The sequence below is a fragment of the Nostoc sp. genome (assembly GCF_036917395.1).
Taxonomy (GTDB): domain Bacteria; phylum Cyanobacteriota; class Cyanobacteriia; order Cyanobacteriales; family Nostocaceae; genus Nostoc.
Map to the genome: position 1 here is coordinate 109,496 of NZ_JBALDI010000012.1, position 22,865 is coordinate 132,360.

Consider the following 22,865-nt stretch of genomic DNA (forward strand, 5'->3'; position numbering starts at 1 on the left):
CAGGGAAAGATAAATCAGCAATCGACATTGTGAAAGTTTTTTGAGGTTATTTATATGAAGCGTCTTTCTTTTGCAGGTTTAGGAGCGTTCGCACTCATTGCTACAGTTCCATTTGTCAGTCAAGTGCCGGGAGTAGCTTCTTTATGGCATTCTACAAGTGCGATCGCTCAAAATGTCAAAACTCAAGGGCAAATACAATTGCGCTTAGAGGCTGAGAAGCAAGTGGTAGCACAGGATCAACAAGGTAAGCAAAGCAAGACATGGCAACCTTTGAAAGGTCAAGTTGTGGTGCGACCAGGAGATGTGTTGCGATATACCTTGATTGGCGAAAATAAGAGCGATCGCCCAGTGAAGAATTTGATTCTCAATCAACCTATTCCTAAAGCAATGGTGTACGTACTTCAATCAACCACTGTTACTAACAATGCCAAAGTTATTTACAGCATTGATGGCGGACGCAGCTTTGTCGAAAATCCGACTGTTAAAGTTGCTCTTCCTGACGGCAAAGTCGAAACCAAACCAGCACCAGCGAATCTTTATACCCATATCCGTTTGCAAGTGCCATTAGTTGCAGCAAAAACAACAGTCAAAGCGACTTATCAAACCCAAGTGCGTTGACTTAATAAGATGCAAAAACCCCGAAGTTTAGTAATTCGTAATGGAGATTTTAAATTATGAATTACTAATCCTTTGGTGTGGAAAATATCCTTTAAGAGTTATGGACTTTTTTCAAAAATTAATTAGTTTTATTAATAAAACTGGCATCCCACAGGAAATGTATTCAGTGAGCCGTACTCAAAAACAAAAGCAAATTCCTTATAACAATATCTGGTATCAAAGGTTAACAGCAACCGTTATTTTGGTAAGTTTTTTGCATACTACTATATCTATACCAGCCAGAGCACAAACGACTAACAATCTGGCTGCGTCTTTGCCAATAACTAATCAAGCTACTTATACTTATACAGATTCTGCTAGTAATTATGAATATCAAGGAAGTTCTAATCAGCTTAAGGTTAACTCTAATCCATTAATTGACCCCTTAGGGCGAATATTAGGTTGTGGTGGCGCTATTTTACCTGACTATACAGGTTTTTCAGTTGGCGTATACGAACTTAACCCTAGTGACCCAACGGGGACAGAATTGGGCAGCTTGCTTGCTTTGACTCGAACTGAGTTACCGGATATTTCTAATAACAATGTTCCTGGCGGTAAACCGCCAAATACCGAGAATAGTAATCCATATTTCATTACAAATAACCCTGCGGGTTTCTACAATTTTCTACTTGACCCGAATAAAGGTCAAACTGATCCAGGTAGAAGCTATATTTTTGTAGTCAATCCACCGCCAAATTCTATCTACAAACAACGGCGCATCAAGATTGAAATTGTTGCAAAAAATAATAATAATGTCGTGCAATACATCGCTACTTCTCTGGATGGACAACCAATCAGTCTCACAGGTGAGACCAGGCTAGAGGAAACAGTTGTCTTAGTTCCCAACGCAGAAACAGTGGGACTGGACTTATTAGCCTTTGAATTCACTGTAAATATGTGTCAAGCCAATCAGTTACAGATCATCAAAACAGGCGATCGCGCTGCTGCTGAACCTGGAGATACAGTAATCTACCGTCTCTCGGTAAAAAATCTAGCTGATGCTGGTTTGAATAATATAGTTGTCACCGACAACTTACCTTTAGGATTCCAGTTCTTACCTAAATCTGTGCGGGGAGAGTTGGATGGTCAAGCAATCACTCTCACCTCAGAACGCAATGGAAACACGGTGACATTTCGCACAAACGTAACAATTACTACAGAAAAAATCTTGAATATTGCTTACGCGGCTCAACTAACAGCCGATGCTCTGCGTGGTAACGGTCGCAACAGTGCGATCGTTAATGCCCAACGGGCTGATAACCGTTTTAGCACCAAGGATGGCCCTGCAACACACCAGTTAAAAATTCGTCCAGGAATCGTTTCCGACTGTGGCACTATTATCGGTCGTGTGTTTATTGATAAAAACTTTGACGGGGAACAACAAGCTGGTGAGCCTGGAGTCCCCAATGCAGTAATTTTTCTGGAGGACGGAAACCGCATCACCACAGATCCCAATGGTTTGTTTTCCTTAGCCAATGCCTTACCAGGAAACCATACGGGTGTACTAGACCTCAGCAGTGTACCCGGTTACACCTTAGCTCCCAACGAAAAATTCCGCGAACGGAATAGCCAATCTCGTCTAGTGCGTTTAGAGCCTGGTGGCTTGGTACGTATGAACTTCGCAGTTACCCCCGCTTTCCAGGAGCCAGTCAAGAAATGAAGCCCAGACTGCACCATGCAACTATATTTCACCTGAAGATGATGGGGGTAATGCCAGTAGCTCTCAGCCTCGTTTTCTATCCTGCCATAGTTAAAGCAGAAATTATCCATGAAAACCAGGTTTTTCCTGATTCTTCTTTGCAAGCAGAGGATGCTATCAAAGATCAAGCGGATCAAGACAAAGGGGTTGAAAAAAGTACAGGTTCAAATTCTGGCAAAGGGGAATCAGAATATGAAAAACTGACGCAAAGACAAGGTAGTGCATTGGGGAAGCAGTACGTTGAGCAGGGAACCTCCGTTCAAACTGCCAAGCGAATGCTGGACAAAGGCGCAGAGATCACGAGAATGATTCACAGTCGAATTGAGCAACGCCCAAATTCTCCCGATCTCCTACAAAGTTCTGAGCAGCAATTTCCACTCCTCGAAGTTGCCTTAACTTCTCCAGCACCAGCTACTGATACTTCAATTCCAGGTGTCCAGTCAACTGAAACGGAAATACAGGCATTTCAACCAGCAACTTCCGTTGATTTACCCAGAGGCTTACGCAAAATAGCCGGAATCGAGGACAAGAACGACGCACGCAAAGACACCGATACACAGTTTCAAGCTTCTTCAACGGAAATACAACCATTTAAACCAGCAACTTCCGTAGGTTTGCCTAGAGGCTTACGCAAAATTGCCGGAGTAGAGGACGCAGGGACAAGAAGACAAGGGGTGAATGAAAATCTTCCCGTGTCTCCCACTCTCCCTATGTCTACAGCAATAAAAATCCTGACTCCGGCAGCTAATAGTGTTGTAGATGTACCAGCTACCACAGTAATTGTGCAATTTCCCACTGGAAGTCAGGTGGAATTACGGGTAAATGGGGCGTTGGTAGACTCTTCTTTAGTGGGACGAACGGAAACTGATGCCACTACCAAATTGGTAACGCAGACATGGTATGGTGTCTCGTTAAAAGAAGGTGCAAACACCATCTCTGCACAAGTTGTTGGAGGAACAGAACCCCCCGTAACGGTGCAAGTCGCAGTTCGGGGAGCGCCACAACAACTAACTTTAGAAACAGTTGAGTCTCGTATCCCGGCGGATGGACGTTCCACGGCGACAATCCGGGGTAAACTCATTGATGCAAGTGGTAATCGCTCTAACCGTGATGCTGTTATCACTCTGATACCTACTGCTGGGGAGTTTGTTGGGAAAGACTTCAAACCGGATGAACCCGGATTTCAAGTAGAGGCGAAAGCGGGGCAATTTACAGCGATTTTGCGATCGCAACTGAATGCCCAAACTGTCAGAATTCGCGCGATCGCTAATGATTTAGAAGCATTTACCCAACTGCAATTTGAAACTGCACTACGTCCGAGTTTGGTTAGTGGGGTAATAGATTTACGTTTGGGCGCTAGAGGTACAGATTATTACGGCAGCTTCCGTGATTTCCTCCCTCCTGACAAAGACAACAGAACGCAATTAGATTTCCATTCAGCGATATTTGCCACTGGTGCGATCGGGGAATGGTTGTTTACAGGTGCATACAACAGTTCTCGTAACCTCAATGAAGATTGCAACTGCGATAATCGCCTGTTTAAAACTTACCAATTCAGCGAGCAAAATTATCCTGTCTACGGCGATAGCTCCAAAGTTGATGCCACCGCTCCTTCTATAGACAGCTTCTTTCTACGTTTTGAGCGTTCAACTCGTATCCCCGGATCTGATCCTGATTATGCCATGTGGGGTGACTACAACACAGAAGAATTTGCGCGGCGATCGCAGCAATTTACTTCTATCACCCGTCAACTCCACGGCTTTAAAGCTAACTACAACTTAGGCAACTTACAAATTACAGGTTTGTATGGCAATCACTTAGAAGGGTTTCAACGGGATACTATTCCTCCCGATGGCACTAGCGGTTATTACTTCCTCTCTCGCAGACTACTACAACCAGGTAGTGAAAATGTCTTTATCGAGTTAGAAGAACTCAATCGTCCTGGGACTGTACTAGAACACAAACAGCTTAATCGAGGCCCAGACTACGAAATTGACTACGATCGCGGTACCTTATTATTCCGCGAACCTATTCTTCGCACCGATATTGATCAAACTGGACAAGTGTTAGTACGCCGGATTGTTGTTACCTACCAATATGACAGCCAAGATTCTGACAGCAATATCTATGCTGGCCGTCTGCAATATAACCTTTCCCGCAAACTTAATCAGGAAAGTTGGATCGGTACAACTTACGTCCAAGAAAATCACGGGGTGCGTGACTTTCAACTCTATGGTGCAGATGCACTGATTGCTTTGGGTGATCAAGGTAAGTTAATCGCAGAATATGCCCATTCCACTAATGATTCTGATGTTGTGGGAAAAATCAGGGGTGATGCGTATCGGTTGGAAGCTGAGGGACAAATTACCAATGGGATTCTAGGTCGTGCCTATTATCGCTTTGCTGATACAGGTTTTGCTAATAATTCCACTATCAGCTTTGTCCCAGGACAAACCCGTTATGGAGCGCAGGTTACAGCTAAACTCACCTCAAGTACCAACGTTAGGGCGCAATATGACCACGAAGACAACTTTGGGATTGCTCCCCAACCCCTAGACACCTTTGAAGAACTGTTTGCACCCCGTTCTGAGGCCATACCTGGGAGCAATGTTGATAATTCACTGACGACAATTTCCGCTGGGATTCAACAACGCTTGGGTAGCGCTACCCTTGATGTGGATTGGATTCATCGTCATCGGGAAGACCGCATCCCCGACAGCGCCCTGAGTGGTAATTCTGATCAATTGCGATCGCGTTTTTCAGTTCCCATCGCTAAGAATCTGACTTTCCAAGCCCAAAATGAACTGAGTTTATCTTCCCAAAAAGATACTGTTTACCCAGACCGTACCATCTTAGGGTTGAATTGGGCAGCAATTCCTGGTGTCAATATCAGTCTGGCCCAACAGTTTTACACTAGCGGTCAATATTCGGGTAATTCCATCACCAGCTTGAGTGTCAATGGTGAACACAAACTCGGACCAAATACTACTTTGACTGGTCGTTATTCAATTTTGGGTGGTGCTAACGAAATGACTACCCAAGGGGCGATTGGTCTAAATAATCGCTGGACTATTGCTTCTGGATTGCGGCTGAACGTTGCTTACGAACACGTATTTGGCAACTTCTTTGGACGAACTGCGGCTGGTCAACAATATGCCCAACCCTTCGCCTTTGGTCAATCAGCATCTGCGATCGGATTTGATGGGGGCGATAGTTACAGTGTGGGGCTGGAGTACTCTGATAATCCGCAGTTTCAAGCCAGCGCTCGTTACGAACATCGTTCCTCTTCTGGTGGTGGTAATACAGTAATTACCGCAGGTGTTACGGGTAAAATTTCTCCGGCTCTCACAGCCTTGGTACGTTATCAACAAGCCGGTTCTTCCAATCAAAAACTTTCAGGATTGGGAGATACAGCTAACCTGAAGCTAGGTTTAGCCTACCGCGACCCCAATAACGATAAATTTAATGCTTTATTGCGTTATGAATATCGCCAAAATCCGGCAACTATTCCTGACACCATCCTCTTAGGTAGTGGTACGGGTTCCCAAGACCATACTTTTGCCTTAGAAGCTATTTATGCTCCTAACTGGCAATGGGAATTCTACGGCAAATATGCTCTGCGTAACAGTACTTCTTACATAGCCAGCGATTTAGCTGGTACGAGTACAGTAAATCTGGCACAATTCCGGGCAACCTATCGTTTGGGATATAGCTGGGATTTAGTGGGTGAAGCTCGTGTAATTAGTCAGTCTAGCTACAGCGAAACAGGGTTTGTCATAGAAACAGGCTACTACCTCACGCCTAACCTGCGCGTTTCGGCTGGATATGTGTTTGGTAAAGTTGATGACCGAGATTTCTCAGGAACACGTTCTGCAGGGGGCGCATATTTGGGTATAAGCGTCAAGCTCAACGAATTATTTGATGGCTTTGGACAGCAAAAGCCTATAGCGCGTCAGCAACAAAAATCTCCGATGCAAACCCTGGTAGAGAAATTACGCCAACAAAAGACCAGAGGAGCAAGAGTACAAACAGATGCATCCATTTAAACGTGTAGATACGTTGCAATGTAACGTATCTACAACTGATTTCCATAATGATACGCAGATAGTAAATATGAAATTTTTATTTAAGAATTTAAGAGCGATCGCCACAGTGAATATGAATCAAGATGGTAGATTTTCTTACAGAATGGGAAACCTAAAAGCGGCGCACCACCAGCGTGGAACCTCTGAATCAGCCATGAATGTAATAGATCGCACTCATTCAAACGTAATCAGGAGCTAGTAAAGCATAAATGAGTCTACTTTTAAAACATTTTTTATCGCTCAACAATAGACTCCCCAAACGCTATAAAAGACTACTAAGTAGTCTTGCTCTATCACTGTGCGCCCTGAATTGCTGGACACAAGCTGCTCAAGCTGAAGGTAGTCGCACACTATATCCCAGTAGCGCCACAGCCAGCAGTAGCAGAGCTAACCTGGAATGGCGTACCAACACTTATGGCAATCTTGTGCTGCGACGAACCTTGCTTAAGGTCTACGCCAACAAAGATGAGTACATTCTTTTGGGTTCCAGCGCAGTTGGGATAAGTAATGGTGATATCCGCGTTTACAATCCCGGTCGTGTCAGTGGAAGTATTGGTAGTGAAACTGTTCCTAGCACACCAGATTTTGTATGTACTTCTCAAGCTGGACGAGGGGTTATCTCAACTCGCCAACAGGAGTTAAATGGCCCCCGTGCTATTTCTGGTGGAGGTAATCCCAGCGGTTATATTCCCTGCTATTACAAGGCTCCATCCACTGGAGTTTATGATATCGTTTTTTACGGACCTTTGGGCGGCAACTCCTCAAGTGAAATTGCTCCAACTGGTGAAATTAATTTGGCCAACGCGAACAACTTTAATGCTCAACAAGGAAGTAGTGTTGCAGCTTGGGATGTAACACTACGTAGTAACGACCAAACTTCAACAACTGACTTAAACGGACGCTTATTCAGCTATTATCTGGCTTTATTTACTGGTAATAACGGTAGATATCTCAACTTCCCTGTCTATCCTGTGACCCTAGATGGATTTCAGTATAAAGTAGAACTCAGGGGTACAGACCCGAATGGATTCGTTCTCTATGGTAATCAGACTGGCTTTTTTGATAGTGATGGTAAAACGCCTCTCTATCATGACCTACTAGGGGGGGATGGTCAACTGACAAATCCCCAAGGTGGTGTTAGCTTGGCTCGTCCCCAATATCCTACCTTTTTCAACTCCATCGACGCCAGCGCACTTCCATACATTGAACGTTACAAATCAGATGGCAGTTCAGATGGAAGTGGCATTCCCCTTAGCCCAATTATTCCTCTTATCAGTAACTTACAATTCAACGGCACAGTTACAGGAAATAATAGTTCTTACGGTACAGGCGGTACTTTTAACTTTGGCAGCAATGTCACAGGTATTTATGAACTCATTATCAGCCGAGACGGTAGTAATTTTGATCCGACCAACTCACAAAACCGTCTTCTGCGAGGGATTATGACCACAACAGGACAGCAAGCGGTTAGTTGGGATGGTAAAGATAACAGTGGTAATTTTTTTCCAGTTAGCAGTAATTATAAAGTCAGAGTCAGAACCTTTGGAGGTGAATATCACTTTCCCTTGCTAGATGCGGAAAACAATTTTACTGGCGGCCCTACCATTACAATGTTGAATGCCACTAATCCACTCGGCAACACCAGAGGATTTTATGACGACCGGGGTTATAAAACCATCGGCGGTTCTACCGTTGGTACTGTCGGTCAAGTACTTTGTGGTATTGCTCCACCAAACCCAGCCTTTAGCGACCCGATTAACGGTTTTGACACCGCCAGCAATGACCGGAAATTTGGTCAGTCTGGTAGCGCTGGTAATACTAACGCATCATGCTCTGGCTCTTTTGGAGATGCTAAAGGGTTGGATTTATGGACTTATTATCCTGGTCAAACTCAACCAACTCCATTTAATATTATTGATGCAGTTTCATCCAACGTTGGCAAAATCATAATAAATGAAGTTTTATATAGCGAAACGGGTACTACTACTAGCACTAACGATGAGTTTATTGAACTTTATAATGCTTCCTCATCAACTGTAGATTTAAGTGGTTTGAAGTTAGCAGATGGACACCTAACTGCTAGTGATAATGATAGTACTAACGGGTTTACTTATACATTTCCTAACGGCACAACTTTACAACCAGGGAAATATGCTGTGATTTGGATTGGGGATAACAACGTCAATCATCAATCAACAGGAGCAGCTTTTCAAGCTTGGTTAGGACAAACTCCCAAACTCAACAACTCTGGTGATGATATTTGGTTGTACGATAACCAGGATAAAATTATTGACTATATCGCATACGGCAGTGGTAGTGAGGTTAATACACCTCCCTCAAGTGTTCTTAATCTCTGGGACAATACTTATCAGTCTTCTCTAGTTGGCGCTAGCGCTGGACAATCTATCAGCTTGACTCCCAATGGCCAAGATACAAATGCTAGTGCTTGCTGGGAAGCAACTACTAGTGGGAACGCCAAAACCCGGTGTCCCAACTACTTACCAACCATAAACACTGATGCTACAGGTAGTCGGATTACCAGCGTTGGCAAGAACAATAACGGTGTTGCTCCTAAACTGCTGCTAGTAAAACGCATCACCCGCATCAACAACCAAGATTTAACCGATATTGTGGATGGTCGTAGCGACGTTGCTATTACTGCGGCCAATTATGTCCCAGAACCCTATGCTTCTGATGATAACGATACAAAATGGCCTGCTAGCTACCTGCGGGGATTGATTAATGGTGGCACTGTTAAGCCAGGAGATGAGTTGGAATATACTATTTACTTCCTTTCTAAGGGCCCAAGTGATGCTACTAATGTTAAATTCTGCGATTTGGTTCCTACCAATACTACTTTTATTCCCACTGCCTTTAATGGTAGTACTCCTCGTGATGGCGGTTTAGCAGGAGCAGATCAAGGTATAGCTCTTGCTATTGGTTCTAGCAGTCCCACAGTTTACCTCAGCAATGTAGAGGATGCAGATCGCGGACGCTTTTATGCTACTAACGAGGCAGCCCCATCATACTGCGGTGCTAACACCAATGGAGCGGTGGTGGTGAATATTACGCGGAGTCCAGATTTACCCAATCTCGTCAAAGATTTTTACGGCTTTGTCCGCTTCCGCTCTAAGGTGAAATAGCTTTGAAGATGGGAAAAGGGATAAGGAGCAGGGGTAAAGGAAGAAGAACTTTTCCTTATACGGTACAGAGCAAGTATTTTAAATATGAGATTACGCCCCTCTTTTTCATACTGGCATGGCTTGTCTTATTTCAACTGGTTCACCCGTCAAACTAAAAGGGCGAACTTCAGTAATTTTTACCTTCACTAACTGCCCTTTCAATTCTTGGATGTCGCCACTGAAGAATGTCAGACGATTACCGTCAGTGCGTCCCATAACTTGAGTTTTATCTTTGGGGTTTTGGTCTTCTACTAAAACGGATTCAATGCGTCCGAAGTAACGTTGCGATCGCTCTGCTACTTTCAAGTTTCCTAAATGATTCAGGCGTTGGAGGCGATCGCTTTTAATTTCTTCACTCAATTGATTGTCCCACAAAGCGGCAGGTGTCCCTGGACGCGGCGAATATGCTGCTGTATTCAACATATCAAAGCCAATATCTTCCACCAGTTTCAAGGTATTTTCAAATTGTGCTTCTGTCTCCCCAGGAAAACCGACAATCACATCAGCACTAATCGAAGCATCTGGCATATACCGCCGAATCGTATCGATGATCCGGCGATATTTCTCATGGGTATAACCCCGCGCCATCGCCTTTAAAAGTTCATTATCCCCAGATTGAAAGGGAATATGAAAGTGTTTGCACACCTTGGGCAACTCAGCACAAGCCTTAATTAATCTCTCTGTAAAATAACGGGGATGGCTAGTAGCAAATCTTAGCCTTTCAATCCCTGGCACATCATGCACGTAATAAAGTAAATCTGTGAAGTTGTGCAGATGCCGACCTTCTGCTGTTGTTCCCGGCAAATCTCTGCCGTAAGCGTCAATATTTTGACCGAGTAAAGTAATTTCCTTGTAACCTTGCCGTCCTAATTCTTCCATCTCAGCCCGGATAGCTGACGGTATGCGAGATTGTTCCACACCGCGCACATTGGGAACCACGCAATAGGTGCAGCGTTCGTTACAGCCGTAGATTACATTTACCCAAGCTGTTACTTTACTATCCCGTCGCGGCTGGGTGATATCTTCAATAATATGAACAGACTCGGTTGCAACAACTTGATTGCCGTCAAAGACTGACTCCAGCAAATCTTTGAGGCGGTTGGCGTGTTGGGGCCCCATTACCAAGTCTAACTCTGGGACTCGCCGCAACAGCGCTTCACCTTCTTGCTGGGCAACGCAACCAGCAACAATTAGAGTTAAATCAGGCTGCTCATGCTTGCGCTTCGCTTGTCTGCCGAGATAGGAATATACCTTTTGCTCGGCATTATCCCGAATTGTGCAGGTATTGTAGAGAATCACATCTGCATTATTCGGGTCTTCTGACCATTCAAAGCCCATGTCTTCCAAAACGCCAGCCATGCGCTCTGAGTCAGCTTTATTCATCTGACAACCGAAGGTAGTAATGTGGTAGTGGCGTTTAGAGGAGGTCATGGGCAATTATGCTTAATCAGCGTAATGTATATAAGGTTTATTTTTATTCTATGTGCGTTAGGTTGTCACTAACGCACCCTACGAAAACAAAATCTTGGAGTTATTAGTAACTTTTTATTTTCTACTAGAACGCAGCCAAATTATTTGGGTCAATACCCTGAGATTGCAAATAAGCAATTAGTTGTTCTTTTTGCAGACGTTCTTGTTCAGCGCGTTGACGTTCTTGTTCAGCACGTTGATGTTCTTGTTCAGCGCGTTGACGTTCTTGTTCGGTGCGTTGACGTTCTTGTTCAATTTGTTCCACAGCCCAAGGTAACAAATTACCAGCTTCATTCCACCAGCGCAACCAATAACCAGTTCGAGCTTCTTTTGTTCCTTGCCAAGTTCCCAAAAATAAGCCCATTGTCTCAACCCAATGACGACCATTTTCGTCAGGTTGCTTTAACTCATAGCGTCTATTTTCTAGTTGATAAAATTCTAATAAACCGCTATCTGGTTCAAAAATCACGTAGATGGGAACTTGTAAAATTTGCTCGTAGAAAAACCATTTTCCTGGTGGATAAGTTCGCTTTACCGAATATTCCCCGCCCTCAGTGTCGGATAGGAATTCTATAACAATCGCCGGGATATCACCTTTTAAATTGGGTGTATAACTTTTCCGATTATTTACAACTTCATTAACCGACGGCACATAAACCCAGTCAGGTGCTTTCGCAATAAATTGCCCGTTGACAGTCGCACAAAGACCAAAATTTGAGGCTATTAACATCTGGGGTTGAATGAATCCACTGATTTCTAGACTTTCACGCAAAGCACCAGCCAAAATTGGCTGATCGGTATTCTCCACTGGTTCATCCTCTAGTTGAAAGTCGTTGGGCAACGCTTCCCAAGATATTACCAGTTCTGTTGGTGATTTGGCTTTGCTGAGTTGGGTTGCCATAAACACAGCATGAATGTAAGTTTATTTTTTATTTTATCGTTTCCAGCACAGGGATGGGGGAGTATCCCAATTTTGCCAAAATACTTATCTTTAGATGATTTTGAAGAGATTGTATACACATCTTTGCTAATTGCTAAGTACAGTTTTGCATAAAATCGTAGCTTTTTTAAATGCAGAAAGACGCATTGCCATTGCAGAGAGACGCATTGGCATTGTAGAGGGATACATTGGCATTGCAGAGGGATACATTGCCATTGTAGAGAGACGCATTGCCATTGTAGGGGGATGCATTGGCATTGTAGGGGGATGCATTGGCATTGCAGAGAGATGCATTGGCATTGTAGAGAGACGCATTGCCATTGCCAAATTTAATTTTAGGACTTATGCAACAACTCTCTGAAACTCTAGTTCTTTTATGAGTTAAAAGTAAGTATTGAATTCTTGACTTATAACTCATAACTTCTAACTTTTATCGTAAATTAAAGGGTTTAAAACCCCTACGTCATGTAGTATCAGTTTCAGTCGGGGTTTAAATCCCCGTCTGAAAATGTCTTTAATTTTGAATTTTGAATTTTGAATTTTGAATTGTTAAGCTGGGTTCCAAGTGCCGTGGAAACTGTGAGGAATGACGCTGGGTAATCCTAGTTTGCAAACGGGTTCGGCATCCAGGCGATCGCTATCAAATACCCAAACTTCGCTACTATGAGAATTACCATCGTAGACAACAGTTAGCACCCAACCTTGTTCAGGGTTTTGGGTGTCTTGGGCGTAGATGGGTTCTGAAGGATAACGGTTTTCTCCTAAGTCTGCTTCCGTGAGGGTTTCGGTTTTGTAGTCGAAGCGAGCGATCGCATTTAATATTTCTTGGCTAATATCTGTTTCTGAGCGGAATGTTGACATATATGTGTATCGAGAAGCTAGCCCCACGTTTTGCTGTGGTACATTTGGAAATTCACAATGTCGGTTTAATAGTTGCTGAATTGACGTAACTTTGCCAGTTTGGGGATGCAGATGAACTTGCGTTAGTGTACTTTTAGCTGGGGTGTGAGTCTTACCTGTAGCCACTTCCTTGAGATATTGGTTAGTTTGAAAATCTTCATAACGGGCAATATCCACAATTACTGAACCGCTAGCATCTACATAACCGTTGCTAAAATGCCATTGATACCAAGGTTCGGTTTCTCCACGACTGACTACAGATAGAGTTTCCCGATCAATAACTAAAATCTGAGTTCCTAATTTAGGTTGCCACTCTAGCGAATCACTATAGTTGCTTGTCCCTATTAGCATGGGTAAGACATTCAACCGCACTGGCGGAATGAAAAATACAAGATACTGTCCTGCTAAAACAAAATCATGCACTAATGGTACACCATCTAGCTGGTATGCAGCTTGTTGGATAATCCGCCCAGTCGAATCGCTTTTGTAAATATTAAGCGTCGCATTTTGTCCAGGGCTGATGCCAAAGTTAAAAATCTCCCCTGTTTGCTCGTCATGCTTACAATGCGCGGAATAGCTTAATCCTTTAGTTAACCCCCCTAAATCATCTTCGCCCCAAGTTTCTAAAGTTTGTAAATCAAGGGCGTGGGGTTTACCACCTTCCCACAGTGCCAAAAGTTTATCTGGAAGCGCTAGCACTGAGGTATTGGCAGCATTCTTGATCGGCTTTTGCCATTGATTCCAAATTGGGCCTGGTGCAGTCATACCATAATTGCCGTAGAGTAGTTTACCTGCTGCGGCTTCTTCTTGATAGCCAGAGGTTTGCACGTAGCGATAAACCCCGGTTGCGACTGCATCGGTAAAATTTACAGCCAGAATTGCTCCATCTCCATCAAACCAGTGTCCCATCTGAATGCCACCGCGTTCTAGCCGTGCGGGGCCATTGCGGTAAAGTGTGCCACGCAAGCCATCTGGGATTTTGCCAGAAAGAATTGGCAATTGCGTAGAGGAAAATTCTTTTGCCGGTTCTGCGTTAGCGTTCGCGCAGCGTTCCGCAGGAAAGCTCACCGAAGGTATCGCACCTGCCCAGGCTTTTGTTGTTGACTTTCTTTCAATGGTATGCATATAAAATTGTCACTTGATAAATTATCGATGTACATAACTGCATTCTGACATTTTTATCTTTATTGCGATTTTTTAACAATGCCTCTAGCTGTAGAGGTATAGAGGCTTTGACATGATATTACTCGTTAACTGAGCTAGCTCATAGTAACGAATGGGAATAACCACTAAATTAAAGTCAATCAACATTCCAAGTGGTTCAAAAAACTATGATTAGCCAACAAACAATAGATATCGTCAAATCTACAGCACCTGTCTTGAAAAAGAACGGACAGCAAATCACAACTCGGATGTATGAAATTATGTTTCGTAACCATCCAGAAATCAGAGAGCAATTTGATATGTCTGCTCAAGCAAATGGTTCTCAGTCTGCAAGGTTGGCTACAGCAGTTTATGGCTATGCTGCCCAAATTGATAATCTACCAGCTTTAAAATCGATGGTGGAAAAGATTGCTCATCGTCATGTGCAAACCCATGTTACACCAGAGCAATATCCTATTGTCGGAGAAAGTTTACTGCAAGCAATGAAAGATGTTTTAGGGGAAGCTGCTACAGAAGAAGTGATGGTAGCTTGGAGTGAAGCTTATCAGGCATTGTCTCAGGTGTTTATCAACAGAGAACATGATATATATGTGGTTGTAGAGAAAAAACCACAGCTTGTGCATTCCTAACGCCAAGACTTAGTGTCATAACAAAAGCATGAGTGTTGGTTACGACAATTTAAACGTTTCTAACGACAGCTTGAGCATTTATAACAACAGCTTAAGTTGTCGTAATAACAGCTTAAATTTTTTTATAGCAGCTTGAGTGTTTGTTACAACAATTTCAGCATTTACAACAACAGCTTAAGTGTTTGCTACAACGACTTAAATTTTCCTAATTAAAACTTTTAGGGTAGCAACTTCAGCAAGCGGGAACTCTTCTAAATATAGTTTCGTTGCTTCTTGTAAATTAGTGATCGCTTCTTCTATCGTCTCTCCTTGGCTGGCGGTTCCTACATCTGGACATTCAGCTAGATAAACATCCTCTTCCCAATGCAAGATTGCTGTAAAGGTTCGAGTTTTTCTATCCTTAGCCTGTTGTGATGAACTCATGGAGCGTTTATTTGGCTATCTTTTCATTTTTATATTGTTGCTTAACCACCTGGAACCAACAACATCCGCGCCTCAATTGCTTTCCAGGTTTGGGGCGATACCCGCACTGCTGCTTGTTTGCACTGGATAATAAGGTGATTGGCGTAGAGGTAATTTTCTAATGCCTCTGCTTCTTGCTTAGATAAGTTGACCATTTCTGGCGTAAGATGGAAAGCTTTGAGTAAGGTTTGTTGCAGGTGTTCAGCAAATGCCAGACGCACTTCCCTTGGCTGTTTATCATCAGGAACTTTAGCTTCCAGTGCTTTTAATTTAGCGACCAGTGTAGTACAATCAACGTTGTTGAAGATTTTTAATTTCTCAAGTTCACCAGTGTATTCAATAGCCTCGGCGATGGCGATGGCGATGGCGATGGCGTTGGCGTTGGCGATGGCGATGGCGATGGCGATGGCGTTGGCGTTGGCGATGGCGATGGCGATGGCGATGGCGTTGGCGTAGGCGATGGCGTTGGCGTAGGCGATGGCGATGGCAATGGCGTTGGCGTTGGCGTTGGCGTTGGCGATGGCGTTGGCGATGGCGTAGCCGATGGCGATCGCAACTGCACGTTTACCCACAGGTTTATAATTTCCTTCAGATCCAACTGTTATTTGTTCTGCCCATCTGAGTAAACCTTGCAACTTAGACGTGCGAAATATTTGCCATTTCTTGTTTTGAATATATTTTTGCGCTTCTTTTTCCATCAACAACAGCAACTGATCTGCACCGCCACCCATTAACCCAGCTACCAGTAAAAACACTTCTTTCCAACGTTCATCTATTAGGTGTTCAGTGACTAACTTCTCAACTTGACGATGGTTATCTATATATTGCGCTGTTAAATATTCTTGTAAAGTGAGATGAGAAAATGAATAGATATCCCTTGCTCGTTCTACTAAAATTCCTTGTTGAATTGCGATGGCATCTAAAACTGCTTCAGCATTTAAATCCTTGGGCGCATTGTCGTTATTGTGCAGAAACTTTTTAATTTGACTCACAAGTTCTTGGTGAGACAAGAATAGCCGCTCTGATTTAAAGCTGTGATATGCAATCTCAGCTAGCATGATTTTCTCTAAATCGATGCCAAGCCGACGATAAATGGGATCGGTTTGAATCCGTTTTTCAGCCGCCCATTTTTTGAGTAATATATCAAGAGCATCACTGTAAAGCGTAGCTCGGTTTTTAGGCAAGTCTTGAGATTCGTCATACACTAAACAGAGAAAAGTTAGCAATACAGGAGTTCTAGCTAATTCTTTAGTTGATTCTTGGTTTTTGATTAACTCCCAGCACTTGTCAGCAGTTCCGGCTTGTCTATCTACCTCTGAAGAAAACCAATTTTGAATAAACTGCTGAATTTGAGCATCGTCAAAATCTGCGATGGCAATTTCCATCAATTTTCTAAACTGCGATTTATAGGCAGCAGTTCGACAAGAGATAATAAACCGATTATCTTTGTATTGCTCAAAAAATTTTTGAATTTGCCTAATTGCTAAATCAGTATTTCCCGTTGGCACTTCATCTAAACCATCCAGCAAAACTAATAACTTGCCTTGTTGTAAAGCTTTAGTAGTAAATTCTTCAAATAATGGTAACTGACACAATCTGAATGCTTGTCTAATTACTTTCTCAATATTGATATTACTCTCGGTAAATAGTTTTAATTCAATAAAAACCGGAATACATTCATATTGCAATTCACCAGATTTGCCCTTGAGTGCTTCTAGTCCTATCTTCCGCAAAAATGTAGACTTACCTGCACCCGGTGCGCCGAGTACCATCAGATATTGCTGCTGATTGGCAACTTTAATGCCCTCTTGCTTACCAGCCTTTTCAAGTTGAAACCCGCGTTTTCCAGTTTCGCGGAAAAAATTCTCTAAGCCTTCAATTGATTCAAATCGCCGGATATCATCTGGCTGCAAACATTGCACAGCTGTGTAGATTGAATCCAAATCTACAGGCTGTTGCATTCCCAATATTTGCAACTTGTTATGGCGCTTGTGGTAGTTAATAATATATTGCTCAGATGCTTGATAAATTAATTTTGTGGTTTTCTCATCTAGTGGGCGGTCAAGTGTGTTTATATAAATATCAGCAAAATGTTTAACTGCTGCATCTGGTGCAACTTCCGGCAGTGCAATCAGCTGGTCTAAAGTGACATGGTTAACTCCAGACAGTGCCAACGCGCTTAAAATCGCATCAGCCGAACCTTCTACAACCACAACGCGGCTGAGTCCACCTCCAACAGGTTTCAAAGAAAGTTCCTGGAGTTCTTCGATAGTATCACCCAGCGTTAAAGCAAGTTGGCTTTTGCGCTGATCAATTAATGCCTGTCGATAAGCGTCAGATGATGAAAATTGCTGAGGTTTCAGCGATGAATTGCTAGCATTTAATCTGATTTGATTTTCGTCCCCTAAACTCATAATTGCCCGAATTACCTCATTTCCCTTAGCCCCCGTCAAAACTTCCTGAAGCAGAGGGTCAATTTTGGCAATTTGACTTTCGTTAAGTTTCATAGGGCTGCCGTTACCTGAATTAAACCTTTACCTTGGCGTTCCTTATCATGTCCCAAATCTTGACAACTTGTGAGCAGTCCGTCAATTAAATCCAATACCGGAATTTGCTTACCATACTTCTCTAAGATTAACGCTGCTACACCAGAAACGATTGGGGTTGCCATTGAAGTTCCGTCCCAAGCTTCATAACCACCACCTTGAACTGATGAATAAACTCCTTCTCCAGGTGCAACCAAATAGGGAACGTCATAAGAATGATTATTAACAGATATCCTGCCACTGCCGCTAAAACCGGCAACTTTACTATTAAAGTTTGTCGCACCTACTGAAACTGAACTCCGACAGTTTGCTGGTGTTCTAGTATTGTTACGTCCATTGTTACCAACAGCACAAACAGGGAGTATACCAACTGCCAGTAGAGTATCAATGACATCGCTCATTTCATAAGCATATGTAGGAAGACCAGCTGAGATATTGGCAATATTCACGTCTACTCGAAGTGCTAGCCAGTCCAGCCACATCACAAAGTTTGATAAGTTTCCAGTACCTCTTGGGATAAGTAGGGCGTCGATTAATTTAGTTTCTGGTGCAACGCCAACCTGCTGACCACAAATTAGTCCAGCTACGTGAGTACCATGACCATCAGTATCTTGAGAAGTTGTTAACTGGATTTGCTTACTTCTATCATTAAAAGTATAAGATTCAGTTACCTTGCCTTGTAATTCTGGGTGGGTTGAGTCGATACCTGTGTCGAGAACAGCAATGGTGATGCTTTTCCCAGTGCCTGTAAATCCATTTTGACGTGCTATGTTGAGAGCGATCGCATCCAAATGCCACAATTCATTTTTGGTGAGTTCATCTTTAGTATTTGCATTCCGTTGTGGCTCAATCAACTCAATCGGCTGATCGCGTAAAATTAAGACATTGGGTAACTCTTCACGCATCCTTTGGGCTTCTTCATCCGGCATTTCGACAACACTTGCACCAGTAATCCCTGAGTAATCTGGATACTTTGCTACTTCGCTTGTGTCCTTTTGTGCATCTTCCAACCAGTCTTCAATTTGTTCGTGTACTGGATCTTCTTGCCAAAAATTTACAACTTCTGCAACTTGCGCCTTACGGCTTTCTGGTGTAAATTTTCTAAATCCAAGTTTTAGCGATCGCGCTAATGATGTTGCTTTGGGTCGAATAATATAAACACTCATCAAAGACTCCTTATTATAAAATAAGCAAAATGTCTGCACGAATACACTATGACATTTTTTACCGTTTTCATAGTAATAAATACCTGCCCTTATGCAGGGATTTGGTATGATATAAAGCAGGTTCTATAAGCTACAAAAGGTGAAACAGCTAATTCCGGGTCTATTATGACAACTACACCAAGCTTCAATTCCTGGGTTATCTGTCCCCAACCAAATCCTCAAGCCAACTTGCGTTTATTCTGCTTCCCTTACGCTGGTGGGAACTCGGCGATTTTTCGCACATGGCCTAATAATCTACCTAGCAATGTCGAAGTCTGTGCAGTGGAATATCCGGGACGGGGAAGACAGATTAAGTCAGCACCCTTGACGCGATTAGAACCTCTTGTTGAAGCGATCGCTCCAGTTCTCATGCCATACTTAGACAAACCATTCGCCTTCTTCGGTCACAGTATGGGCGGATTAGTTAGCTTCGAGTTGACCCATCTACTTCGCTCTAAGTATAGTCTTGCTCCCTTTCACCTCTTCATATCTGCTCGTTGCGCCCCGCAAATCCCCTTGACAAAACCACCCCTCCACGTCCTATCAGACCCTGATTTGATCAACGAGCTACACAGTCTTAACGGTACACCCAAAGCAGTACTAGAAACCCCGGAACTGATGCAGATATTCCTCCCTATTTTGCGGGCAGATTTTGCAGTTCTGGAAACTTATATTTACACTCAAAAACAGCCATTGAAGTGTCCTATTACTGTTTTTAGTGGTTTGCAAGACCAAGAAGTTACTCATGAGGAGATGCAAGCATGGCAAGAACAGACTATCGCTGCTTTTTCATTACATGAATTTAATGGTGACCACTTTTTTATCCATTCCCACCAAGAATTATTATTAAAACTTATATCTCAAGAATTGCAGATTTGTAAGCGTAGCTGGTAGTAGTAATTAGATAAGAAGGAGTTAGGAGTCAGAGTATATAATTTTCCTGACTCTCTGAACTTCTTCTGCATAATATTTCTACTGTTTATTTTTGGGTAGCGATCGCTAACCTTGCTCCCTTCACTTGACGGACTTGATCCATTATCCCCACTATCTCACCGTGCAAGACTTTTTGATCAGCATTAATAATCACCAATGCATCTGGGTTAGAACCAACTAAAGTCCGCACTCGCGCTGCTAAATCATTAACTGCTATTGGATCGCGGTTTAGGCTTACCTGACCTTTTTCATCTACTGTGATGGTAACTTTAGTGGGAATTTGCTGTTCCTTCGCCGTGGCTGCCTTCGGTAGATTTACTGGTAATCCTTCTGAGCGTGTTAAAAACAGCGTTGACATAATAAAAAATGTCAAAAGGGCAAACATTACATCAATCAGAGGTACTACATTTATAAATGGTGCTAAATCTGGTTCATTCTCATCTAGATCCATAAGACTTCTCCTGTTGTTCGTAGCGATCGTGTTGTTCATAGCGATCGAGGAACAGTATTTCTAACTGTCCGCCGTACTCTTGAATCATTGTTATCTGCCGCTGGTATAGTCCCCGGAAGATGCTGGCTCCTAAAAGCACAAAGATAGCCACAATCAATCCTGAGGCGGTAGCAACTAAAGCTTCACTAATACCAGCAGTGACTGCACCAGTTTTAGTAGCTCCGACATCACCAACATTCAGTCCAGCAAATGAGCGAATTAATCCTAAAATTGTGCCGAGAAGTCCCAACAGAGGCGCTAAACCGATAATGGTGTCAAATACAGGTTGAAACCGCTTGAGTGTAGGGATTTCTGCTTGCGCCTCGCTTTTCAAAGCCAAACGAAATTTTTCTGGAGTCGGTCTTTCTAGCTGTAGTCCAGCCAGAAAAATGCGTGCTATAGGTAAATCTACATTTTTTTGCAGCTTATCAACAGCACTAACGAGATTATCAAGTCGATAAAGATTTAAAACCTCTCGCACCACCCGGTTTTGACGCTTACCAATTTGTAGCCAAAACTTAGCCCGCTCAATCATTAGTGCCCCTGCCAACACCGAAAACAGCAACAGGGGCAACATGACCACACCGCCTGCTGCAAACAAATTTTGAATTCCCATGTAGTGCCTCTAAACGTCATCAACAATACAAAATTAGACTACCAGAATCAAGCGAAAAAATGAAACTTTTTCTCAATAGAGTTTAAGATATAATCAGAACTTTTTCAAATATATGTAAATAACATTATATTTGTTTACTCTTTTTTGTTTTTATATAAATTATTTTAATAAATACAAAAATTAATTTTATCTAGAAATCATGATATTAACAGTATTTATCAAAGATATTTTTTTGAGTAGTCTGCTGTTCCATAACACTGCCGGAAAGAATTTTAATTTTTTACTTGATATTTGCAACCATGCATTTTAAGATGACTAAATTAGTGAGAATAGGTAGCAATAGCTATGAGTTTTTCCGGCACTACTGTCGAGCAACGTTCCAAAGAAGTTGAGGCTCTCAAGTCTTTTCTGGCTTTCAGTCTGATAGGTTCACTGATGCTGCATATCGGCGTACTGTCCTCAGGCATAAGTAATTATTTGACGAGAGTGCCTGAAGAGAATGATGAACCAATAGAGGTTGCGATCATAGATTCTCCGACTCCAGAACCAGAAAAACCACTTGAAAAAATTCCCGAAGAACCTAAAAAACAACCAGAAATTGTTCAAAAACAGCCTATAGAAACTCTACCAGTACAAAAACCAGTACAAGAATTGATTGAAAGACCAAAAATTCAGCCAGTTGAACAACAACCAAAACAAACTACTCAAAACCCACAACCAACAAATAGGGAAATTGCTCCCAAGCCAGAAGTCCCCGTGAAAACTGTTGTTCCTCAGAGCGGCGGTGGCGGTGGCGGCGGTGGCGGTGGTAGTTCAATCCTGACAGATAACTCTGGTAGCTCTGGCTCTGGCGTTGCTTTAAGTACAGGTTCAGGTACAGGTACAGGTACAGGTACAGGTACAGGCTCTGGCAGTGGTAGAGGTTCAGGAATTGGCTCAGGAATTGGCAGTGGTATAGGTTCAGGAATTGGCTCAGGAATTGGCAGTGGTAGAGGTTCAGGAATTGGCTCAGGAATTGGCAGTGGTATAGGCAATGGAGTAGGAAACCGTCCGACAGTAGCAACAGCGCCAATAGTGCCAACACCTCCACAAATTAACAGTTCAGGTAACGTTAATGGTCGTGCAGCCTGCCGTGAATGTAGTGCCAAGTATCCTGATGCAGCAAGACGGCGAGGAGTGGAAGGCAGAGTAGAAGTAGCTGTTGATACTGATGCACAAGGCAATGTGACAAATGTACGGATTGCTCGCTCCAGTGGAAACCGCGATTTAGATGAAGAAACTGCCAGACAAGCGCGTGACTGGAAATTAAAACCCGCAGATGGTGGTAGACAAGGGGTGTCCATAGCCACTGAATTTGCCATAAAAGGTTCACGGCGATCGCGCCAAGTTCAAGAACGGCAAGTACAAAGAGAAGCACAAGAGAGAACCCAGCAGGCAGCAGCTGCTGCTAACTCCACACCAGAAAATCCAAGACGTAGGCGCAGAGAGTTGACACCCTCATCTAATCAAGCTACAGCCACAAGACCAGCAATATCTGGATTGAGTAGACGGTTGGAACCTCAAAGACGAGAAATTATTACCTCAGGCTCATCATCTGAAGCGAGGATAAATCGCACTCAAAGAAGTGCCAGAGACTCCCTACGCAGCATCCAGCGTCAACGAGCGGCTACCAATTCATCACAACAGCCACAAGCAACCCCAACTCGGCGGCGGCGAACAGAAAACACCAGTCAGAACAAGTTGCGGGAATCTTTGCGGCGCTTACGCCCACAACCTCAATCACAACCTGCTGCTCCCAGTCAGCCGTAGTCTGTCAAAGACTATTAGTAGAAGGACAAAACTTACAAAAATCATACTTTGATTAGCGACGATCGCCGCCTCCTGTTT

Annotated in this window: 17 protein-coding genes; 9 read left to right on the plus strand and 8 right to left on the minus strand. The window is 43.1% G+C overall.

Annotated elements, in window-relative coordinates; translation table 11 throughout:
* The first annotated feature begins 54 nt into the window (after window positions 1-54).
* From V7K46_RS08060 to V7K46_RS08080, 5 genes are all read left to right on the plus strand, one after another.
* Window positions 55-618, plus strand: a complete 564-nt coding sequence (locus tag V7K46_RS08060; RefSeq protein ID WP_335112026.1) for a hypothetical protein — start codon at window positions 55-57, stop codon at window positions 616-618.
* 157 nt (window positions 619-775) lie between these two features.
* Window positions 776-2,317, plus strand: a complete 1,542-nt coding sequence (locus tag V7K46_RS08065; RefSeq protein WP_335112083.1) for a hypothetical protein — start codon at window positions 776-778, stop codon at window positions 2,315-2,317.
* Window positions 2,318-2,631: 314 nt separating this feature from the next.
* Window positions 2,632-6,402, plus strand: coding sequence for a TonB-dependent receptor (locus V7K46_RS08070; RefSeq protein WP_442939812.1), 3,771 nt, complete (start codon window positions 2,632-2,634; stop codon window positions 6,400-6,402).
* 67 nt (window positions 6,403-6,469) lie between these two features.
* Window positions 6,470-6,640 (plus strand): hypothetical protein, encoded by a 171-nt coding sequence (locus tag V7K46_RS08075; RefSeq protein ID WP_335112028.1) that lies wholly within the window; start codon window positions 6,470-6,472, stop codon window positions 6,638-6,640.
* A 10-nt stretch (window positions 6,641-6,650) separates the two neighbouring features.
* Complete coding sequence (locus tag V7K46_RS08080) at window positions 6,651-9,584, plus strand: lamin tail domain-containing protein (protein WP_335112029.1); 2,934 nt, start codon at window positions 6,651-6,653, stop codon at window positions 9,582-9,584.
* Between the two features lie 105 nt (window positions 9,585-9,689).
* Here V7K46_RS08080 and miaB read toward each other — a convergent pair whose 3' ends face one another.
* Together miaB and V7K46_RS08090 are read right to left on the minus strand one after the other, a co-directional pair.
* Entirely contained in the window at window positions 9,690-11,054 is a 1,365-nt protein-coding gene (miaB, locus tag V7K46_RS08085; RefSeq protein ID WP_335112030.1) for a tRNA (N6-isopentenyl adenosine(37)-C2)-methylthiotransferase MiaB, read from the minus strand.
* Window positions 11,055-11,178: 124 nt separating this feature from the next.
* Window positions 11,179-11,994, minus strand: coding sequence for a Uma2 family endonuclease (locus V7K46_RS08090; protein ID WP_335112031.1), 816 nt, complete (start codon window positions 11,992-11,994; stop codon window positions 11,179-11,181).
* Between the two features lie 145 nt (window positions 11,995-12,139).
* Between V7K46_RS08090 and V7K46_RS08095 the strand changes: the two genes are divergently transcribed.
* Window positions 12,140-12,394, plus strand: coding sequence for a hypothetical protein (locus V7K46_RS08095; protein ID WP_335112032.1), 255 nt, complete (start codon window positions 12,140-12,142; stop codon window positions 12,392-12,394).
* A 188-nt stretch (window positions 12,395-12,582) separates the two neighbouring features.
* Here the strand turns inward: V7K46_RS08095 and V7K46_RS08100 are convergent, their stop codons facing one another.
* Window positions 12,583-14,058 (minus strand): carotenoid oxygenase family protein, encoded by a 1,476-nt coding sequence (locus V7K46_RS08100; RefSeq protein ID WP_335112033.1) that lies wholly within the window; start codon window positions 14,056-14,058, stop codon window positions 12,583-12,585.
* Between the two features lie 206 nt (window positions 14,059-14,264).
* On the opposite strand from V7K46_RS08100, the gene V7K46_RS08105 reads away from it, so the two are divergent.
* A complete protein-coding gene (locus V7K46_RS08105) occupies window positions 14,265-14,726 on the plus strand; it encodes a globin domain-containing protein (RefSeq protein WP_335112034.1) in 462 nt (153 codons plus the stop codon).
* A 195-nt stretch (window positions 14,727-14,921) separates the two neighbouring features.
* On the opposite strand, the gene V7K46_RS08110 is transcribed toward V7K46_RS08105, so the two are convergent.
* From V7K46_RS08110 to V7K46_RS08120, 3 genes are read right to left on the minus strand one after another with little or no spacing between them, the layout of a single operon-like run.
* A complete protein-coding gene (locus tag V7K46_RS08110) occupies window positions 14,922-15,149 on the minus strand; it encodes a type II toxin-antitoxin system HicB family antitoxin (RefSeq protein ID WP_335112035.1) in 228 nt (75 codons plus the stop codon).
* Window positions 15,150-15,190: 41 nt separating this feature from the next.
* Complete coding sequence (locus V7K46_RS08115) at window positions 15,191-17,695, minus strand: NACHT domain-containing protein (protein WP_335112036.1); 2,505 nt, start codon at window positions 17,693-17,695, stop codon at window positions 15,191-15,193.
* Window positions 17,692-18,900, minus strand: coding sequence for a S8 family peptidase (locus tag V7K46_RS08120; RefSeq protein WP_335112037.1), 1,209 nt, complete (start codon window positions 18,898-18,900; stop codon window positions 17,692-17,694). The genes V7K46_RS08115 and V7K46_RS08120 overlap by 4 nt, the downstream gene beginning before the upstream one ends.
* A gap of 165 nt (window positions 18,901-19,065) precedes the next feature.
* Here V7K46_RS08120 and V7K46_RS08125 point away from each other — a divergent pair, with 165 nt between their 5' ends.
* Window positions 19,066-19,833 carry a thioesterase II family protein gene (locus V7K46_RS08125; RefSeq protein WP_335112038.1) on the plus strand — a complete coding sequence of 256 codons (768 nt, stop codon included), beginning with the start codon at window positions 19,066-19,068 and terminating at the stop codon, window positions 19,831-19,833.
* Window positions 19,834-19,918: 85 nt separating this feature from the next.
* Here the strand turns inward: V7K46_RS08125 and V7K46_RS08130 are convergent, their stop codons facing one another.
* On the minus strand, window positions 19,919-20,323 hold the full coding sequence (locus V7K46_RS08130; protein WP_335112039.1) for an ExbD/TolR family protein: 405 nt from the start codon (window positions 20,321-20,323) through the stop codon (window positions 19,919-19,921).
* Window positions 20,310-20,978: a MotA/TolQ/ExbB proton channel family protein gene (locus V7K46_RS08135; protein WP_335112040.1), complete on the minus strand. Its 669-nt coding sequence runs from the start codon at window positions 20,976-20,978 to the stop codon at window positions 20,310-20,312. The genes V7K46_RS08130 and V7K46_RS08135 overlap by 14 nt, the downstream gene beginning before the upstream one ends.
* 345 nt (window positions 20,979-21,323) lie before the next feature.
* On the opposite strand from V7K46_RS08135, the gene V7K46_RS08140 reads away from it, so the two are divergent.
* Complete coding sequence (locus V7K46_RS08140; RefSeq protein ID WP_335112041.1) at window positions 21,324-22,787, plus strand: energy transducer TonB; 1,464 nt, start codon at window positions 21,324-21,326, stop codon at window positions 22,785-22,787.
* Window positions 22,788-22,865: the final 78 nt, after the last annotated feature.

Bases quoted from the DNA above. Each gene is read 5' to 3' on its own strand.
- V7K46_RS08060 (WP_335112026.1), top strand. From the start codon at position 55: ATGAAGCGTCTTTCTTTTGCAGGTTTAGGAGCGTTCGCACTCATTGCT.
- V7K46_RS08065 (WP_335112083.1), top strand. From the start codon at position 776: ATGTATTCAGTGAGCCGTACTCAAAAACAAAAGCAAATTCCTTATAAC.
- V7K46_RS08070 (WP_442939812.1), top strand. From the start codon at position 2,632: ATGCTGGACAAAGGCGCAGAGATCACGAGAATGATTCACAGTCGAATT.
- V7K46_RS08075 (WP_335112028.1), top strand. From the start codon at position 6,470: ATGAAATTTTTATTTAAGAATTTAAGAGCGATCGCCACAGTGAATATG.
- V7K46_RS08080 (WP_335112029.1), top strand. From the start codon at position 6,651: ATGAGTCTACTTTTAAAACATTTTTTATCGCTCAACAATAGACTCCCC.
- miaB (WP_335112030.1), bottom strand. From the start codon at position 11,054: ATGACCTCCTCTAAACGCCACTACCACATTACTACCTTCGGTTGTCAG.
- V7K46_RS08090 (WP_335112031.1), bottom strand. From the start codon at position 11,994: ATGGCAACCCAACTCAGCAAAGCCAAATCACCAACAGAACTGGTAATA.
- V7K46_RS08100 (WP_335112033.1), bottom strand. From the start codon at position 14,058: ATGCATACCATTGAAAGAAAGTCAACAACAAAAGCCTGGGCAGGTGCG.
- V7K46_RS08105 (WP_335112034.1), top strand. From the start codon at position 14,265: ATGATTAGCCAACAAACAATAGATATCGTCAAATCTACAGCACCTGTC.
- V7K46_RS08110 (WP_335112035.1), bottom strand. From the start codon at position 15,149: ATGAGTTCATCACAACAGGCTAAGGATAGAAAAACTCGAACCTTTACA.
- V7K46_RS08115 (WP_335112036.1), bottom strand. From the start codon at position 17,695: ATGAAACTTAACGAAAGTCAAATTGCCAAAATTGACCCTCTGCTTCAG.
- V7K46_RS08120 (WP_335112037.1), bottom strand. From the start codon at position 18,900: ATGAGTGTTTATATTATTCGACCCAAAGCAACATCATTAGCGCGATCG.
- V7K46_RS08125 (WP_335112038.1), top strand. From the start codon at position 19,066: ATGACAACTACACCAAGCTTCAATTCCTGGGTTATCTGTCCCCAACCA.
- V7K46_RS08130 (WP_335112039.1), bottom strand. From the start codon at position 20,323: ATGGATCTAGATGAGAATGAACCAGATTTAGCACCATTTATAAATGTA.
- V7K46_RS08135 (WP_335112040.1), bottom strand. From the start codon at position 20,978: ATGGGAATTCAAAATTTGTTTGCAGCAGGCGGTGTGGTCATGTTGCCC.
- V7K46_RS08140 (WP_335112041.1), top strand. From the start codon at position 21,324: ATGAGTTTTTCCGGCACTACTGTCGAGCAACGTTCCAAAGAAGTTGAG.